Genomic DNA, 16825 nt, shown 5'->3' with positions numbered 1-16825 from the left:
GCTCGTTCATTCAACATTGATGTCGACTGATCCGATGCATTAGCGAACAGGCTCACTCCCACAGAGAGGATTTGCCGTGTTTATTCGCCCGTGGCGATACCGCGCGAAGGCTCGTTGATCCACTCGCTCCACGACCCGGCGTACAGCGAACCCAACGGATAACCCGCCAGACACAACGCAAACAAGTTGTGACACGCCGTCACACCGGAGCCGCAATACGCCACCAGATCCGCTGGCGAGCGATCACCCAGTCTGGCGGCAAAGCGCTGCTTTAGTTGCTCCGCCGGCAGAAACCGGCCATCACTCCCGAGGTTGTCAGTAAACGCCGCACATTGAGCACCGGGAATGTGCCCGGCAACCGGGTCGATCGGCTCGACTTCGCCCTTGAAGCGCGGCAAGGCTCGGGCATCGATCAAAGTCAGTGCCGGTTGACCGAGGCGCTGCTGCAATTGTTCGGCGCTGAGCAGCAAAGACATGTCCGGCTGACCACTGAAGGTTCCACGCGTGATCGTCGGCGCATCCAGACTCAGCGGCAGGCCCGCCGCATGCCAGGCCTTGAGCCCGCCATCGAGAATGAACACACCGTCACGCTTGCCCAGCCATGCCAGCAACCACCACGCACGCGCCGCGTACGCACCGGGGCCATCGTCATACAAAACCACGTCGCTGTCGGCATTGATGCCCCAGGCTTGCAAGCGCTCGATCAGCGCTGCCGGCTCCGGCAACGGGTGGCGCCCGGTCACGCCCTTGACCACTTTGCCGCTGAGATCACGCTCGAGATCGGCGAAGCTCGCCCCGGCAATATGCCCTTCAGCGTAGCTACGCTGCCCGTAGTCCGGGTCTTCGAGGGCAAAACGACAATCGAGAATCACCAGCCCCGGTTGCTCCTTGCGAGCATCCAGAGCGTTGGGGCTGATCAGTTGCGCAATCGGCATAACGGGCTCCTGTGGGATTTCAACAGAACGGTTTACTTCACGTCTTCGAGAGCCTGGGCCAGCGGCACGTAGAACTCCTCGAACAGCGCATTGACCTGCTCGCGCGCCTGATCGGTGACGAACCCGGCTTCCAGTACCAGCACCTGATACACGCCACGTTTAATGGCTTGCTCGCTGAGGTGGTTGGAGTTTTCCCGGGTGGTGCACAGAAAGCGCACCCACGACGTCAGGATGATCCAGGCGTTGAGGGTCAGGGATTCGATCTGCACGCGATCCATTTCGAGGATCCCGGCGGCGACAAAACCTTCGTAGATCGCCGCACCCTGGATCACGCAGCGCTGGGAAAAACGCCGATAACGCGCGGCCAGCTCCGGATCGCTGTCGAGCAGGTGCTCCAGATCACGGTGCAGAAAGCGGTAGCGCCACATCGCCGACAACAGCTCCTTGAGGTAGAAGCGCTTGTCTTCGACCGTCGCGGCGCGTCCCTGTGGCGGGCGCAGGAAGCTGTCGACCAGGCTTTCGTACTCACTGAACAACACGGCGATGATCGCCTGCTTGTTGGGGAAGTGGTAGTACAGGTTGCCCGGAGAAATCTCCATGTGGGCAGCAATGTGATTGGTGCTGATGCTGCGTTCGCCCTGCTGATTGAACAGCTCGAGGCTGTTCAGCACGATACGCTCGCTGGTTTTTATTCGTGGGGCCATGGCTTGAGCTTTAATTCAGAGTGCGTTGACGGGCATCTTACGACCTAACCGGAAATGGATAAAACACTGCTGTGCATGGAAGTCATTTGACTTTCTAGAGCATAGACTCTAGAAAGTTCCTCACTACAATAAATCCGGAGCCGACCATGACTGCCGACATTGCCTACCTGCAAACGCTGCAACAGCCACTGGAAGAGCTCGATCGGCAGTTCGCTGCACAACGGGCCGCATACGCCGCCAACCCGATGCCACCCGCCGCCCAGCGTCAGCAATGGCTCAAGGCATTGCGCGATTTGCTGAGCAACGAACGTCAGGCCCTGATTGAGGCGATCAGCGCCGATTTCAGCCACCGCAGCGCCGATGAAACCCTGCTCGCCGAACTGATGCCGAGCCTGCACGGCATCCACTACGCCAGCCGTCATCTCAACGGCTGGATGAAGCCATCGCGGCGCAAGGTCGGCATGGCTTTCCAGCCCGCCTCGGCGAAAGTGGTCTACCAGCCATTGGGCGTGGTGGGCGTCATCGTGCCGTGGAATTACCCGCTGTATCTGGCCATCGGCCCACTGGTCGGCGCCTTGGCGGCGGGCAACCGGGTAATGCTCAAACTCAGTGAATCGACCCCCGCCACCGGGCTGTTGCTCAAACAACTGCTGGCGCGGATTTTCCCCGAAGATCTGGTCTGCGTGGTGCTGGGCGAAGCCGATATTGGCGTGGCGTTTTCCCGTTTGCGCTTCGATCACCTGCTGTTCACCGGCGCCACCAGCATCGGCAAGCATGTGATGCGCGCCGCCGCAGAAAACCTCACGCCTGTAACCCTGGAACTGGGCGGCAAGTCGCCCGCCATCGTCTCGCGCGATGTGCCGCTCAAGGATGCGGCCGAGCGCATTGCCTTCGGCAAAACCCTCAACGCCGGGCAGACCTGCGTCGCACCCGATTACGTGCTGGTCCCGGAAGACCGGGTCGGCGGCTTCGTCGAAGCCTATCGCCAGGCAGTGCAGGGTTTTTATCCGACCCTCGCCGACAACCCGGACTACACGGCAATCATCAACGAACGCCAATTGGCCCGGCTCAACGGCTACGTCAGCGATGCCACCAGCAAAGGCGCGCTGCTGATCCCGCTGTTCGATCAGGGTCAGGGCCGGCGCATGCCGCACAGTGTGCTGTTGAACGTCAGCGACGAGATGACAGTGATGCAGGACGAAATCTTCGGCCCGCTGCTGCCGATCGTGCCGTACCGGGATCTGGAGCAGGCATTCGCTTACATCAATCAGCGGCCACGTCCTCTGGCTCTTTACTACTTTGGCTACGACAAACGCGAACAGACTCGCGTCCTGCACGAAACCCATTCCGGCGGCGTGTGCCTGAACGACACCCTGCTACATGTGGCGCAGGACGACATGCCCTTCGGCGGCATCGGTGCTTCGGGCATGGGCCATTACCACGGTCACGAGGGCTTTCTGACGTTCAGCAAAGCCAAAGGCGTGCTGGTTAAACAGCGCTTCAACGCGGCCAGACTGATTTACCCGCCCTACGGCAAATCCATTCAGAAACTGATCCAGAAGCTGTTCATTCGCTAAACCTTCGTCATCGTCGCCGGGTAATAAAAACAATGCACCCAAGCCTGACCGATACACCTGCCCTGTCGCGCCGTGGCCTGCTGAAATTCAGCCTCGGCGCCACGGCATTCCTTGCCACCGCAGGCCTTGGTGCCAGCCTCAGCGGCTGTTCGTCGAGCGTCGCCGCCAACGGTTTCGTTTCATTGCGCGACGGCGATCTGCTGTTTTTGCGCGCACTGATTCCAGTGATGCTCGACGGCGCCGTGGCGGCCGAGAAAATGCCGAGCGCCGTCGACGGCACTCTCAAGTCGCTGGACTACAGCCTCGATCATCTGTCGCCGGAAATGCTCAAGCTCACCCGGCAACTGTTTGACGTGCTCGGCATGGCCGTGACGCGTGGACCGCTGACCGGCATCTGGGGCAGCTGGGAAAACGCCAGCCCCGAAGCCATGCGCCACTTCCTCGACCGCTGGCAAAACAGCTCGTTGAGCCTGCTGCGCATGGGTCACAGCTCCTTGCAGCAAATGGTGCTGATGGCCTGGTACACCCGCACCGAATCCTGGGCGCATTGCGGCTACCCCGGCCCGCCTGTCGTCTGAACAGCACAAACCCTGTGGGAGCGGGCTTGCCCGCGATGCGCCAGTTGCCCCACCCCTGCATCCAGAATAATAAAAGAGAACCTGATCGATGCCCGTACCCGACCCGTTCCGCGAAGGCCTCGCCCGAGGCTGGAAAACCTACAACGGCGCCCAACTCAGCGACGATCTGACCCTAGAAGCCGACGTCGCGATCATCGGCAGCGGTGCCGGTGGCGGGACCACGGCGGAAATCCTCAGTGCCGCCGGCTATAAAGTGCTGCTGATCGAAGAAGGCCCGCTGAAAACCAGCACCGACTTCAAACTGCTCGAAGATCAAGCCTACAGCAGCCTCTATCAGGAAGGCATCGGCCGCATGAGCAAGGACGGCGCGATCACCATCCTGCAGGGCCGCGCAGTGGGCGGCACCACACTGATCAACTGGACATCGAGCTTCCGCACGCCGGAACCGACCCTTGAACACTGGGCCAAAGAGCACAACGTCAAAGGCCACAGCCCTGCCGAGATGGCACCGTGGTTCGAAAAAATGGAGCAGCGCCTCGGCGTCGCACCGTGGATGGTCCCGCCCAACGCCAACAACGACGTGATCCGTAAAGGCTGCGAGCAACTCGGCTACAGCTGGCACGTGATCCCGCGCAACGTGCGCGGCTGCTGGAACCTTGGTTACTGCGGCATGGGCTGCCCGACCAATGCCAAGCAATCGATGATGGTCACGACCATTCCGGCAACCCTGGAAAAGGGCGGCGAGCTGCTTTATCTGGCCCGTGCGGAGAAGCTGTTGATCAACGGCGACAAAATCTCCGGCCTGCAATGCGTGGCGATGGACGAGCGCTGTGTCGAGCCGACCGGACGCAAGATCACCGTCAAGGCGCGGCACTACGTGCTGGCCGGCGGCGGTATCAACAGCCCGGCGTTGCTGCTGCGCTCGGATGCGCCAGACCCGCATCAACGCCTGGGTAAACGCACTTTCCTGCATTTGGTGAACATGTCCGCTGGACGCTTCGACGAGGTGATCAACCCGTTCTACGGTGCGCCGCAGTCGATCTACTCGGACTATTTCCAGTGGAAGGACGGCGCCACCGGGCCGATAGGCTACAAACTCGAAGTGCCGCCGCTGCACCCGGCGCTGGCGGCCACCCTGCTCGGTGGGTTCGGCCAGCAGAACGCCGAGCACATGGCTGATCTGCCGCACACCCACGCGATGCTGGCCCTACTGCGCGACGGCTTTCATCCGGACAGTCCCGGTGGCAGTGTCGAACTGCGCGGCGACGGCTCGCCGGTGCTCGACTATCAGGTTTCACCGTACGCTTGGGAAGGCCTGCGCCGTGCGTTCCACAGCATGGCCGAGATCCAGTTTGCCGGCGGCGCCAAAGCGGTGCTGCCGATGCACGCCGACGCGCATTACGTGAAAACCCTGGCCGAGGCGCGCAGCCTGATCGATGGTTTGAGCCTTGAGTTGTACCGCACGCGGCTGGGCAGCGCCCACGTCATGGGCGGCTGTGCGATGGGCGAAGACGCGAAAACCGCGGTCACCGACAGCCTCGGTCGCCATCATCAACTGAGTAATCTGTCGATCCACGACGGCTCGCTGTTCCCCACCAGCATCGGCGCCAACCCGCAATTGTCGGTGTATGGCCTGACCGCACAATTGGCGACATCCCTCGCCGATCGGCTGAAAAATCCATGAAAAAGCAGAATATTCCCCTCGTCTATAGTGCTTTCTTACCCAACAGGCGACTTGGCCGACCGGGACGGCTGCGATACCATCCGACTCCCCAACGGACTCCCGCCAGGACGACGCGATGAACCGAGTGTTGTACCCAGGTACCTTCGACCCTATTACCAAGGGCCATGGCGATCTGGTCGAACGCGCCTCGCGCCTGTTCGACCATGTGATCATTGCCGTCGCCGCCAGCCCCAAGAAAAACCCGCTGTTCCCGCTGGAACAACGGGTTGAACTGGCTCGCGAGGTCACCAAACACCTGCCGAACGTGGAAGTGGTCGGTTTCTCGACGCTGCTTGCGCATTTCGCCAAAGAGCAGAATGCCAACGTGTTCCTGCGTGGTTTGCGTGCGGTGTCGGACTTCGAATACGAATTTCAGCTGGCCAACATGAACCGCCAGTTGGCGCCGGACGTGGAGAGCCTGTTTCTCACGCCATCCGAGCGTTATTCGTTCATTTCTTCGACGCTGGTGCGGGAAATTGCCGCGCTGGGCGGCGATATCAGCAAGTTCGTCCACCCGGCCGTGGCCGACGCCCTGACCCTACGCTTCAAGAAGTAAGCGCTGCCAAAGGCTCGGGCTGCGATCAGACGATCTTTTGCTTTTAAAGGATTGCAGTCGCGTGCCCTTGATCGCACCCGCGTGCACTGCGCTCGCCAATGCGGCACAATTGCGCGCATTGATTTATAGCGCCCGGGCCTGCCGCCCCGGCTGGAGTTAGCATGTCCCTGATCATTACCGACGATTGCATCAACTGCGACGTCTGCGAACCCGAGTGCCCGAACGCCGCCATCTCCCAAGGCGAAGAGATCTATGTGATCGACCCGAACCTGTGCACCCAGTGCGTCGGCCACTACGACGAACCACAGTGCCAGCAGGTCTGCCCGGTGGATTGCATTCCGCTCGATGAAGCGCATCCGGAGACTGAAGAACAGTTGATGGAGAAGTACCGCAAGATCACCGGCAAGGCCTGAGTCCTTCAGCGCCTGATCCGACGCCATCGCGGGCAAGCCCGCTGCCACAGGTTTGCGTGGTGAAACACTAACCGTGTAAACACCAAAATTCCTGTGGGAGCGAGCTTGCCCGCGATTGGGCCATCAGAAACACCATTGACTCCGGAGCAGCTCACTCACGCTGCTCAAACCCCTCCCCCGTACACCCCAGACACCGCACAAACGCCGCTCTCGCCGGGTCCACGACCAGCGCCTGCCCTGCATCGCCAATCCCGCCACCCAACGCGGTAAATGGCAGCGACACAATAAACGCCCCCGCGCCAATCACCGTTGCCACCACCAATAGAGGTCGGGCAATCAGCAAGTCGCCGATCATGGCGTAGGCCGGTGGATTCTGAATGGTGTAACGCGGATCACCACTGCCGTTTTCCGTGGCCTGAACAACCAGGCTGGAACACAGCAGCAGTGTTGCGAAGAGGACTTGCAAGGATTTCATGGCACGATCCTTCGGGCTGAACAGTGAGACAACTCACTATAGACCGTAGGACTTTTTCAGCCTTTTGCCTCAGGTCTGGCAGCGCGGGCAGAACACACTGGCGCGTTGCCCCAGCTTCACTTCGCGCAGACCGGTGCCGCAAACCTTGCAGTGTTCACCGCCACGACCGTAGACAAACAGTTCCTGCTGGAAATACCCCGGCTGCCCGTCGCCGCCGATGAAATCACGCAACGTGGTGCCGCCACGCTCGATGGCGGCGGCGAGGATGCGCTTGATCTCGATGGCCAGCTTCAGATAGCGCGCCCGGGAAATGCCCCCGGCCTCGCGGCGCGGATCGATCCCGGCGGCAAACAGCGCTTCCGTCGCGTAGATATTGCCGACCCCGACCACCACCGCGTTGTCCATGATGAACGGCTTGACCGCCATCGAACGCCCGCGCGACAGCTGGAACAGCCGCTCGCCATCGAACAGATCAGTAAGCGGCTCCGGCCCGAGGCGAATCAGCAATTCGTGATTGAGCGGATCATTGCTCCACAACATCGCGCCGAACCGCCGCGGATCGGTATAGCGCAGGGCCAGACCCGACTCCAGCTCGATATCGACATGCTCATGCTTGAGCGCCGGCAACCCGACCTCGACCAGACGCAGATTGCCCGACATGCCCAAATGGCTGATCAACGTGCCGACCTCGGCATTGATCAACAGATACTTGGCCCGGCGCTCGACCAACACGATGCGCTGCCCCGAAAGTCGCACATCGAGGTCTTCCGGGATCGGCCAGCGCAGCCGCCGGTCACGCACGATCACCCGGCTGACGCGCTGGCCTTCCAGATGCGGAGCAATGCCCCGGCGGGTGGTTTCAACTTCCGGCAGTTCAGGCATGACGTCCTCGAATCAATGCGCGCCGAGGTCGCGGATAGTTTGTTTGAGGGTTTCGAAGTCGTAGTCCGACAGCCCTACGTAATCGAGTACCAGCGGGCCCACCGCGTTCCATTCGAAATCTTCGGTCTGATTGCCCAGCACTCGATACGAGGCGCAGATGTGCTCGGCCATCTTGAGAATCGCCAACAGGTTTTTCAGCTGACTGTTGCGCGACGACTCATCGCTGAAGATCGCCAAAGCATTGTGGTGATTGGCGATCGCTGCGCTGACATGTTCCGGCAGGCGCCAGGACTTGGCGGTGTAGTAGCCGACCACAGCGTGGTTGGTGTTGAACTCGGCGTTTTCAGTGTCCACCACACGGCATTCGGCGCTGGCATTGGCGTAAGCCTTTTCCAGTACCGACATGTAATTGGGGAACCGCTGCAACATCAACGGTACGCCGCAGTCGTGGAACAGGCCGAGAGCGTATGCCTCGTCGCCCGCCTGAGTGCCGATGCGCTTGGCCAGGGTCAGGCAAGTCATCGCCACGTCCTGCGCGGTGTCCCAGAAACGATTGAGGGTGACGATGGTGTCGTCGTTCATCTCGCCCTTGATCGATTGGGCATTGATCAGGTTGATGATCGAACGGCTGCCCAGCAGGTTTACCGCGCGCTGGATCGAAGTGATCTTGTTGCTCAAGCCGTAATACGGCGAGTTGACGATTTTCAGCAGCGCGCCGGACAGGCCGGGATCCTGGGCGATCAACTTGGCGATCACCTCCAGATCCGGGTCGGGCATGTACTGCTCCATTTGCAGATCCACCATGATCTGCGGCTGCGCGGGCACGCTGATGCCCTGCAGGGATTGTTGAATCTGTTCGGTGGTCAGCTCTTGGGACATAAGTACACACTCTGGGACAGGCGGCGATTCTAACCCCTAAAAACCGCAAGACGACACACCAGTGGGCAATTGTCAGGAACTTTCATTCAGGCCCTGGCTTCGGACTCTGTAATGCCCGGCGGTTCATCTCGATCCCTTGGGGCGGCTATTTCCAACAGACTCAGGAGCTTATTGATGGCTACTTCACTCAACGGCAAGCGCGTCGCTTTTTTGGTAACCGATGGTTTCGAACAGGTCGAATTGACCGGTCCCAAGCAAGCGCTGGAAGAGGCCGGTGCGCAGGTCGATATCCTCTCGGCCGAGGCCGGCAAGGTTAAAGGCTGGCATCACGACAAACCGGCGGACGACTTCACCGTCGACCAGACTTTCCAGGGCGCCAGCAGCGAGCAATATGACGCGATCGTGCTGCCCGGTGGCGTCCAGAACTCCGACACGATCCGCATCGATCAGGATGCCCAGCATCTGGTCAAGACCGGCACCTCGGCCGGCAAACCGATTGCAGTGATCTGCCATGGCAGTTGGTTGCTGATCTCTTCAGGGCTGGTCAATGGCAAAACCATCACCAGCTACAAGACACTCAAGGATGATCTGGTGAATGCGGGGGCCAACTGGGTCGATCAGGAAGTGGTCAGAGATGGCCACTTGATCAGCAGCCGCCAGCCGGATGATATTCCGGCGTTCAGCCGAGAGTTGATCGACGCACTCTCTGATTGAACTGCCCTTGTGGCGAGGGGATTTATCCCCGATCGGCTGCGCAGCAGTCGCAAATCTGACAGCGCGAGATATCAGGCTTACCGTGTCAGACAGGTGCGACGGCTGCGCCGTCCGTCGGGGATGAATCCCCTCGACACCGGTAAGCCCTATCACCATTGCTGTCGCGCCACATGTCCACTCACCAGCCAATCGTGCCGAGCAACACGGTATACTCCCGCTCTTTTTTCCGGAGCGACGTCATGTCCCTGCCTAGCTTGCGCCTCAAAGCCAACGCCGACCGTCGCCTGCGCGCCGGTCACCTGTGGGTCTACAGCAACGAAATCGATGTGGCCGCCACGCCACTGCACGGCTTCAACGCCGGCGATCAGGCGATCCTCGAAGCCGCCGGCGGCAAGCCGCTGGGCATCGTCGCGATGAGCCCGAACAACCTGATCTGCGCCCGCCTGCTGTCGCGTGACACCAAGGTCGCGCTGGACAAATCGCTGTTGGTGCACCGCCTGAACGTCGCGCTGTCCCTGCGCGAGCGTTTGTTCGACAAGCCGTTCTATCGTCTGGTCTACGGTGATTCCGACCTGCTGCCGGGCCTGGTTGTCGACCGTTTCGGCGACATTCTTGTGGTGCAGATCGCCTCGGCGACCATGGAAGCGCACAAAGATGACGTGATCGCCGCACTGACCCAAGTGCTCAAGCCAAGCGGCATTCTGTTCAAGAACGACTCCGCCGCCCGTGACGCCGAAGGCCTCAACCGTTACGTCGAAACCGTATTCGGTCTGGTGCCGGAGTGGGTCGCGCTGGAAGAGAACGGCGTGAAATTCGAAGCACCGGTCATCCAGGGTCAGAAAACCGGCTGGTTCTACGACCACCGCATGAACCGCGCGCGTCTGGCTCCTTACGCCAAAGGCAAACGCGTCCTCGACCTCTATAGCTACATCGGTGGCTGGGGCGTGCAGGCTGCCGCTTTCGGCGCCAGCGAAGTGTTCTGCGTCGATGCCTCGGCTTTCGCTCTCGACGGTGTCGAGCGCAACGCTGCACTGAACGGCTTCGCCGACAAGATGACCTGCATCGAAGGCGATGTTTTCGAAGCCCTGAAAGAACTGAAGGCCAGCGAAGAACGCTTCGACGTGATCGTGGCCGACCCGCCGGCGTTCATCAAACGCAAGAAAGACATGAAAAACGGCGAAGGCGCCTACCGTCGCCTGAACGAGCAAGCCATGCGCCTGCTCAACAAGGACGGCATCCTGGTCAGCGCTTCGTGCTCGATGCACCTGCCGGAAGACGATCTGCAGAACATCCTGCTGACCAGCGCCCGTCACCTGGACCGCAATATCCAGTTGCTTGAGCGTGGCGGTCAGGGCCCGGATCACCCGGTGCATCCGGCGATCGCCGAAACCCGCTACATCAAGAGCATCACCTGCCGCCTGCTGCCAAACAGCTGATCAATGCGGATGACGGGGAGCCAGCAGGCTCCCCGTTTGCTTTACGCCAGCCCATGCCAGTCAGGGCGCTATCTCTGCTTCAATAATCGACACTTCCTACACTTGCTTTCCTACTGACGTGCAGGATATTTCCTTACGTCTTTTAATTATTGAAACTTAGCCTACAAAGTCCAACTCCAGCTAAAGATCGCTCCGACAAAATTACTGGAATATTCCTACTTAATATCCACTTGCCAATAATCCATTACAAACTATTATGAAGTTGTCACCACGAGGTGACTTCGACTATCAATGAACAAGGAGTTCACATCATGAAAACCATTTATCTGGAAACCAACAAAATCGCCAACCTGGCTTTTCTGGTTGCCCCTAAAGCCCGCTAAATAGGGCAGGACGCCGGGAAGTGCCGGCAACCAGGCGTCCTTTTCGATTTTATCCAGAGTAAATAACCCACATGTACATAAACCCTTACCTGTTTATATTGCCGCGCTCGCCGGGACAAATAGTATGGAACTACAAAGATCATACCCAGCATGAACTTGACCTTGATTATTCAATTCGGCTCACCCAACTAATCAACAACCCTGACTTGTTCGACACGCACAGCATAATAGACACACAACTATTAAGTGCGGGCATCCTAACCGTTTCAAAAATAGACAATCCACAATGGGGTTGGGATGAACTGTCGAAGATCTACCATATCGGTACGCAAAACATTCCCTGCGAACACACCCCCCAGAATATTCACGAGTGGTCCAGGCAATATCTTTCTCACTGCAACGAAGTCCTGGCGACCCCGGCTCCCGTGAAAGAACGCCAGCAGCAGGAAGCCGGGCAGCGCATCGCATTGCCCCTTCCGCGTGAATTGCGCGACGACAGCCTGGTTCACGCCCTGCTCCAGCGTAAAACCTGCCGCACCTATACCGGCGCAGCGATGACACTCGATGACCTGGGCACCCTGCTTTATCTTTCGCTCGGTTACCTGCGCGAGCGCGACGGGGACCGTGACGACAGCATCGCCGACGATCTCGGCGCACGCCGCAGCAGTCCTTCCGGTGGCGGTCTGAACGCCTGCGAAGGTTTTCTGCTGGTGCAGAATGTCGACGATCTGGAGCCCGGGATCTACGCCTATCAGCCGACCGACCATTCCATCAGTCGGGTCAATTCATTGCCTCAATCCGCGTTGGGGGTTTTGCTCGCAGGCCAGCACTTCATCAACAATCTGCCGCTGGGCCTGTTCATCACCGCCCGATTCGATCGGCTCTGGTGGAAATACGAGCACTCACGGGCCTATCGCATGGCATTCGTGGAAGCCGGTCATCTGTCGCAAACCTTTCAACTGGTCGCCACAGCACTTGGCCTCAACACCTGGTTGACCGGTGCGTTTGCCGACAGGCAAATCGAAGCACTGCTCAAGCTTGAGGGAAGCGCGGAGCAACCGCTGTTCTTTGTCGGCTGCGGCGAAAGCGACGGCCAGGCGATGTGCCAGGAAATGCACGGACTGTTGCGCGAGGTACAAGCATGACAGTCTTGATTCCGGATCCGGCCGAAGTGCCTGTGTCATGGGCGCTCAAATTTACTTTGGGGGACTGGGACAGCCGCGCCTCGGTACGCACCAGCACCCACAACTATCAATTGCCGGACGACGTGCAGCAACAACTCGAAAGCCGCTACTGGTTTCCCCCCGCCTTCCTGCCTTATCTCGCTCATCCAGCGATCCAGGCCGCAGGCCGCGAGGTGCTGCACCGCCTGACCGCCAACCATCTGGTGTACTTTCTCGACTACACCACCCTGCTCGAGCATCGCATCGTCAATCGCGCGGTTGAAGTCATCGCCCATCGGGAACTGCCCATTTATGTGCCGCTGGCGATGAAGCACGCAGCGCTGCAGCTCTACACCGACGAGGGCTACCACGCGCTGTTCTCCAATCGTCTCGCCGAACAGATCGCCACGCTTTATAACGTTGGCGGGCGCCCGGCGATACCCAAGCGCATCACGCGCATGAACGCACTGGTCGCCCGTACCCCGGAAAAGCAACGTTCACTGACATGGTTTCTGCTCGGTTTCGTTTCGGAAACCATCATTGCCCGGGAACTGCTGGACGTGTGCCGGGACAGTCTCGTGTCCAGTGTGAACGACATGCTGCGCGATCATCTGGCCGACGAAGCCCGCCACAGTCGCTATTTCGCTGAAGTGTTCCATTACCTTTGGCTGTCCATGAACATTCGCCAGCGCACATTTGTGAGCAAAACGCTGCTCGAGATCATCGGCATTTTCTTCGAGGCCGACGAACGCTGGCTGCAACAGAGCCTGCGTGGAGCGGGCATTGCCGAGAGCGATGTACGGAATATTGTCGGCAGCATGGCAACAGTGCAGGCCAGCCGTGCGCGTGCAAAATCAGGCTCCATCGCTACGCTGGATGCGTTGCGCAAGGCCGGTTTCTTCGCCACGCCCCATAACCAGACACTTTTTTCCAAGGCAGGACTGATCGATGGATAAAGGAAAATCCGTGGTAACCCCCCGTCAGCGTCGCGGGGCTGTCAGCCTGTTGCTGGCGATGGTGCTGCTCGGCGCGTTCCCACTGGATGTCCTGCTTCCATCGTTTCCGGCACTGGCCGCGCACTTCCAGACAACCCCGGCGGACATCGCACTGTCGATCAGCCTGTTCGCCGTGGGCATCGCCTTTGCCCAGGTACTGATCGGCCCACTGTCCGATACGATCGGTCGCAAGGGCTTGTTGCTCGCTGGCATGAGCGTCTCGATGCTCGGTGCACTTGGCTGCGTGATGACCGACGATTACACGCTGTTCCTGATATTCCGTGTCGTACAGGCAATAGGGTGCGGTTGTTTCGTGCTGTCCCAGGCACTGGTGCAGGATCTGTTCGAAGGTGAAGAGCGTGATCGCCTGCGTATCCTGATGGTCACCGCCAGCGGGATCTTCATTTCGGTGTCGCCACTGGCCGGCACCTTTCTGCAAGCCACCCTTGGCTGGCGCGGCAGCTTCTGGGTATTTACCGCACTCGCAGCAGTCGTGCTCATCAAGGCCTGGCTGTTGCTGGACAACAGTCGGCCGGCCAGCGGTGGCATACGCCTGGGTTTCATTCAGTCGTACCGACGGGTACTGGGAAATTTCCAATCCGTCGGTTACTGGTTGATATCGGCGTTCGCCTTCGCCTGCCACTTTTCGTTCATCGTGATCTCGCCGCTGATTTTCATGGATCAGCTACAACTCGCGCCCTATGACTTTTCGCTGATTCTGCTGATTTACGGGGCTGCCTATATCGTCGGCGGCATTGTCGCCAGCGTGCTAAATCGCCGCATCACCCCGGGCCGACAAATCATTACCGGGCTGAGCCTGATCCTGCTGTCGGGCCTGGCCATGCTGTATCTGGCCGCCCATCATGCGCTGGCGCCGGCCACGGTGCTGATCCCGATGCTGATCTGCACGGCCGGCACCACCATCACACGACCGGCCGCCACCTCTCGGGCCATGGCGCTGTTTCCCGACAACGCCGGCACTTCGGCCTCGGCCGGTAGCACCATCATTTTTATCAGCGGCGGTTTGATCAGCGCACTGATCAGTCTGAGCCCGGCCAATCTGCAAGCCACGCTGGGTTACAGTTTTGTACTGCTCAGTTGCGTCGCGCTGGCACTCAACAGCGGGATCAGCCGGCGCTTGAGGAGCGTTCAAGCCAGTGCGCTGGTGCAACCTGGCAGCGAATGATCCTGCCGGTCGTCATGCCACACGCACCGTCGGCACTGGAACAATGCTTTGCGCCATTCCCTCCAGACGCCAGCGGTGTAGAATCGGCTGATTCATCGCCATTCATCCCCCGGCGGGTTTATGAGCTCAAGCTGAGACCAGCGGCGATCCCGCAACGTCATCGGCAACTTCACGGACACACGGCCATTTCTGAGTGTTCCAGACGTCAATAGAAGCTCACTCCCCTTTGATACCTGATTAGCCGCCCGGAGTGCTCCATGCCAGATTACCGCTCGAAAACATCCACCCACGGCCGCAACATGGCCGGCGCCCGCGCACTGTGGCGCGCCACCGGGATGAAAGATGACGACTTCAAAAAGCCGATCATCGCCATTGCCAACTCGTTCACCCAGTTCGTACCGGGCCATGTGCACCTGAAGGATCTGGGCCAGCTGGTCGCCCGCGAAATCGAACGCGCCGGTGGCGTCGCGAAAGAATTCAACACCATCGCCGTGGATGACGGTATCGCCATGGGCCACGACGGCATGCTCTATTCGCTGCCGAGCCGCGAGATCATCGCCGATTCCGTCGAGTACATGGTCAACGCCCACTGCGCCGATGCCATCGTGTGCATTTCCAACTGCGACAAGATCACCCCGGGCATGCTGATGGCTGCCTTGCGCCTGAACATCCCGGTGATTTTCGTTTCCGGCGGCCCGATGGAAGCCGGCAAGACCAAACTCGCTTCCCACGGCCTCGACCTCGTCGACGCCATGGTGATCGCCGCCGACGAAAGCGCTTCTGACGAGAAAGTCGCTGAGTACGAGCGCAGCGCCTGCCCGACCTGCGGTTCGTGCTCCGGCATGTTCACCGCCAACTCGATGAACTGCCTGACGGAAGCGCTGGGTCTGGCATTGCCGGGCAACGGTTCGACCCTCGCCACCCACAGCGACCGCGAGCAGCTGTTCCTGCAGGCGGGCCGTACCATCGTCGAGCTGTGCAAGCGTTACTACGGCGAGAATGATGAATCGGTATTGCCGCGCAACATCGCCAACTTCAAGGCGTTCGAGAACGCGATGATGCTCGACATCGCCATGGGCGGTTCGACCAACACCATCCTGCACTTGCTGGCTGCCGCCCAGGAGGCGGAGATCGATTTCGACCTGCGCGATATCGACCGTCTTTCGCGCAGCGTTCCACAGCTGTGCAAAGTCGCGCCGAACATCCAGAAGTACCACATGGAAGACGTGCACCGCGCCGGCGGCATCTTCAGCATCCTCGGTTCGCTGGCCCGTGGCGGCCTGCTGCACACCGACCTGCCGACCGTGCACAGCCGCAGCATGGAAGAAGCCATCGCCAAGTGGGACATCACCCAGACCACTGACGAAGCGGTTCACCACTTCTTCAAGGCTGGTCCTGCCGGCATCCCGACCCAGACCGCGTTCAGCCAGTCGACCCGCTGGGAAACCCTGGATGACGACCGTGAAAACGGCTGCATCCGTAGCTTCGAACATGCCTACTCGCAAGAAGGTGGTTTGGCCGTGCTGTACGGCAACATCGCGCTGGACGGCTGCGTGGTGAAAACTGCCGGCGTCGATGAGTCGATCCATGTCTTCGAAGGCAACGCGAAAATCTTCGAAAGCCAGGACAGCGCCGTGCGCGGCATCCTCGCTGACGAAGTGAAGGCTGGCGACATCGTCATCATTCGCTACGAAGGCCCGAAAGGCGGCCCGGGCATGCAGGAAATGCTCTACCCGACCTCGTACCTGAAATCCAAAGGCCTGGGCAAAGCCTGTGCGCTGCTCACCGATGGTCGTTTCTCCGGCGGCACTTCGGGCCTGTCCATCGGCCACGCTTCGCCAGAGGCTGCGGCCGGCGGCGCGATCGGTCTGGTGCAGGACGGCGATAAAGTGCTGATCGACATCCCGAACCGTTCGATCAACCTGTTGGTCAGCGACGAAGAACTGGCTGCACGCCGGGTCGAGCAGGACAAGAAAGGCTGGAAACCGGTCGAGGTTCGTCCTCGCAAAGTGACCACCGCCCTCAAGGCCTACGCCCTGCTGGCGACCAGCGCCGACAAGGGTGCCGTGCGTAACAAGGCGATGCTCGACGGGCTGTAAGCGTCGAATCGCAGTAACGAAAAATGCCCCGCCAACGTGCGGGGCATTTTTTCGCCTGATCGAATCAATGGATGAACACGAGGGCCCCATCGCTGGCAAGCCAGCTCCCACAGGGATTTATGGTGTT

At 59.9% G+C, this 16825-nt stretch carries 16 protein-coding genes; 11 read left to right on the top strand and 5 right to left on the bottom strand.

Annotated elements, in window-relative coordinates:
• Positions 1–80: 80 nt before the first annotated feature.
• Together AC3WMT_RS16110 and AC3WMT_RS16105 are read right to left on the bottom strand one after the other, a co-directional pair.
• Positions 81–935, bottom strand: a complete 855-nt coding sequence (locus AC3WMT_RS16110; protein ID WP_103304326.1) for a sulfurtransferase — start codon at positions 933–935, stop codon at positions 81–83.
• Between the two features lie 32 nt (positions 936–967).
• Positions 968–1639 carry a TetR/AcrR family transcriptional regulator gene (locus AC3WMT_RS16105; protein WP_103304327.1) on the bottom strand — a complete coding sequence of 224 codons (672 nt, stop codon included), beginning with the start codon at positions 1637–1639 and terminating at the stop codon, positions 968–970.
• Positions 1640–1785: 146 nt separating this feature from the next.
• On the opposite strand from AC3WMT_RS16105, the gene AC3WMT_RS16100 reads away from it, so the two are divergent.
• From AC3WMT_RS16100 to AC3WMT_RS16080, 5 genes are all read left to right on the top strand, one after another.
• Positions 1786–3216: a coniferyl aldehyde dehydrogenase gene (locus tag AC3WMT_RS16100; RefSeq protein ID WP_103304328.1), complete on the top strand. Its 1431-nt coding sequence runs from the start codon at positions 1786–1788 to the stop codon at positions 3214–3216.
• Positions 3217–3248: 32 nt separating this feature from the next.
• A complete protein-coding gene (locus AC3WMT_RS16095; protein WP_103304329.1) occupies positions 3249–3794 on the top strand; it encodes a twin-arginine translocation pathway signal protein in 546 nt (181 codons plus the stop codon).
• Between the two features lie 88 nt (positions 3795–3882).
• On the top strand, positions 3883–5478 hold the full coding sequence (locus tag AC3WMT_RS16090) for a GMC family oxidoreductase (RefSeq protein WP_103304330.1): 1596 nt from the start codon (positions 3883–3885) through the stop codon (positions 5476–5478).
• A 115-nt stretch (positions 5479–5593) separates the two neighbouring features.
• Positions 5594–6073: a pantetheine-phosphate adenylyltransferase gene (coaD, locus tag AC3WMT_RS16085; RefSeq protein ID WP_003229157.1), complete on the top strand. Its 480-nt coding sequence runs from the start codon at positions 5594–5596 to the stop codon at positions 6071–6073.
• A gap of 161 nt (positions 6074–6234) precedes the next feature.
• Entirely contained in the window at positions 6235–6486 is a 252-nt protein-coding gene (locus AC3WMT_RS16080) for a YfhL family 4Fe-4S dicluster ferredoxin (RefSeq protein ID WP_003195146.1), read from the top strand.
• Positions 6487–6637: 151 nt separating this feature from the next.
• Here the strand turns inward: AC3WMT_RS16080 and AC3WMT_RS16075 are convergent, their stop codons facing one another.
• The 3 genes from AC3WMT_RS16075 to AC3WMT_RS16065 form a co-directional block, all read right to left on the bottom strand.
• On the bottom strand, positions 6638–6961 hold the full coding sequence (locus AC3WMT_RS16075) for a multidrug transporter (RefSeq protein WP_103304331.1): 324 nt from the start codon (positions 6959–6961) through the stop codon (positions 6638–6640).
• A 69-nt stretch (positions 6962–7030) separates the two neighbouring features.
• A complete protein-coding gene (gene mutM, locus AC3WMT_RS16070; protein ID WP_103304332.1) occupies positions 7031–7843 on the bottom strand; it encodes a bifunctional DNA-formamidopyrimidine glycosylase/DNA-(apurinic or apyrimidinic site) lyase in 813 nt (270 codons plus the stop codon).
• 12 nt (positions 7844–7855) lie between these two features.
• On the bottom strand, positions 7856–8668 hold the full coding sequence (locus AC3WMT_RS16065) for an HDOD domain-containing protein (RefSeq protein WP_177431403.1): 813 nt from the start codon (positions 8666–8668) through the stop codon (positions 7856–7858).
• Positions 8669–8896: 228 nt separating this feature from the next.
• Here AC3WMT_RS16065 and AC3WMT_RS16060 point away from each other — a divergent pair, with 228 nt between their 5' ends.
• From AC3WMT_RS16060 to ilvD, 6 genes are all read left to right on the top strand, one after another.
• Entirely contained in the window at positions 8897–9436 is a 540-nt protein-coding gene (locus tag AC3WMT_RS16060; protein ID WP_103304334.1) for a type 1 glutamine amidotransferase domain-containing protein, read from the top strand.
• Positions 9437–9675: 239 nt separating this feature from the next.
• Positions 9676–10872, top strand: a complete 1197-nt coding sequence (locus AC3WMT_RS16055; RefSeq protein ID WP_007913577.1) for a class I SAM-dependent rRNA methyltransferase — start codon at positions 9676–9678, stop codon at positions 10870–10872.
• A gap of 454 nt (positions 10873–11326) precedes the next feature.
• Entirely contained in the window at positions 11327–12400 is a 1074-nt protein-coding gene (locus AC3WMT_RS16050) for a SagB family peptide dehydrogenase (protein WP_103304335.1), read from the top strand.
• A complete protein-coding gene (locus tag AC3WMT_RS16045; protein ID WP_103304336.1) occupies positions 12397–13374 on the top strand; it encodes a diiron oxygenase in 978 nt (325 codons plus the stop codon). The genes AC3WMT_RS16050 and AC3WMT_RS16045 overlap by 4 nt, the downstream gene beginning before the upstream one ends.
• Positions 13367–14599, top strand: a complete 1233-nt coding sequence (locus AC3WMT_RS16040; RefSeq protein ID WP_103304337.1) for an MFS transporter — start codon at positions 13367–13369, stop codon at positions 14597–14599. The genes AC3WMT_RS16045 and AC3WMT_RS16040 overlap by 8 nt, the downstream gene beginning before the upstream one ends.
• 257 nt (positions 14600–14856) lie before the next feature.
• On the top strand, positions 14857–16698 hold the full coding sequence (gene ilvD, locus AC3WMT_RS16035) for a dihydroxy-acid dehydratase (RefSeq protein WP_103304338.1): 1842 nt from the start codon (positions 14857–14859) through the stop codon (positions 16696–16698).
• The last annotated feature ends 127 nt before the right edge of the window (positions 16699–16825 follow it).

The sequence above is a fragment of the Pseudomonas sp. FW305-7 genome (genome assembly GCF_058786735.1).
Note: the sequence above shows the minus strand (reverse complement) of the source record. Positions and strands in the feature narration are given on the sequence as shown.

Coding starts and splice junctions, on each gene's coding strand:
- AC3WMT_RS16110 (WP_103304326.1), bottom strand. CDS start 935: ATGCCGATTGCGCAACTGATCAGCCCCAACGCTCTGGATGCTCGCAAG.
- AC3WMT_RS16105 (WP_103304327.1), bottom strand. CDS start 1,639: ATGGCCCCACGAATAAAAACCAGCGAGCGTATCGTGCTGAACAGCCTC.
- AC3WMT_RS16100 (WP_103304328.1), top strand. CDS start 1,786: ATGACTGCCGACATTGCCTACCTGCAAACGCTGCAACAGCCACTGGAA.
- AC3WMT_RS16095 (WP_103304329.1), top strand. CDS start 3,249: ATGCACCCAAGCCTGACCGATACACCTGCCCTGTCGCGCCGTGGCCTG.
- AC3WMT_RS16090 (WP_103304330.1), top strand. CDS start 3,883: ATGCCCGTACCCGACCCGTTCCGCGAAGGCCTCGCCCGAGGCTGGAAA.
- coaD (WP_003229157.1), top strand. CDS start 5,594: ATGAACCGAGTGTTGTACCCAGGTACCTTCGACCCTATTACCAAGGGC.
- AC3WMT_RS16080 (WP_003195146.1), top strand. CDS start 6,235: ATGTCCCTGATCATTACCGACGATTGCATCAACTGCGACGTCTGCGAA.
- AC3WMT_RS16075 (WP_103304331.1), bottom strand. CDS start 6,961: ATGAAATCCTTGCAAGTCCTCTTCGCAACACTGCTGCTGTGTTCCAGC.
- mutM (WP_103304332.1), bottom strand. CDS start 7,843: ATGCCTGAACTGCCGGAAGTTGAAACCACCCGCCGGGGCATTGCTCCG.
- AC3WMT_RS16060 (WP_103304334.1), top strand. CDS start 8,897: ATGGCTACTTCACTCAACGGCAAGCGCGTCGCTTTTTTGGTAACCGAT.
- AC3WMT_RS16055 (WP_007913577.1), top strand. CDS start 9,676: ATGTCCCTGCCTAGCTTGCGCCTCAAAGCCAACGCCGACCGTCGCCTG.
- AC3WMT_RS16050 (WP_103304335.1), top strand. CDS start 11,327: ATGTACATAAACCCTTACCTGTTTATATTGCCGCGCTCGCCGGGACAA.
- AC3WMT_RS16045 (WP_103304336.1), top strand. CDS start 12,397: ATGACAGTCTTGATTCCGGATCCGGCCGAAGTGCCTGTGTCATGGGCG.
- AC3WMT_RS16040 (WP_103304337.1), top strand. CDS start 13,367: ATGGATAAAGGAAAATCCGTGGTAACCCCCCGTCAGCGTCGCGGGGCT.
- ilvD (WP_103304338.1), top strand. CDS start 14,857: ATGCCAGATTACCGCTCGAAAACATCCACCCACGGCCGCAACATGGCC.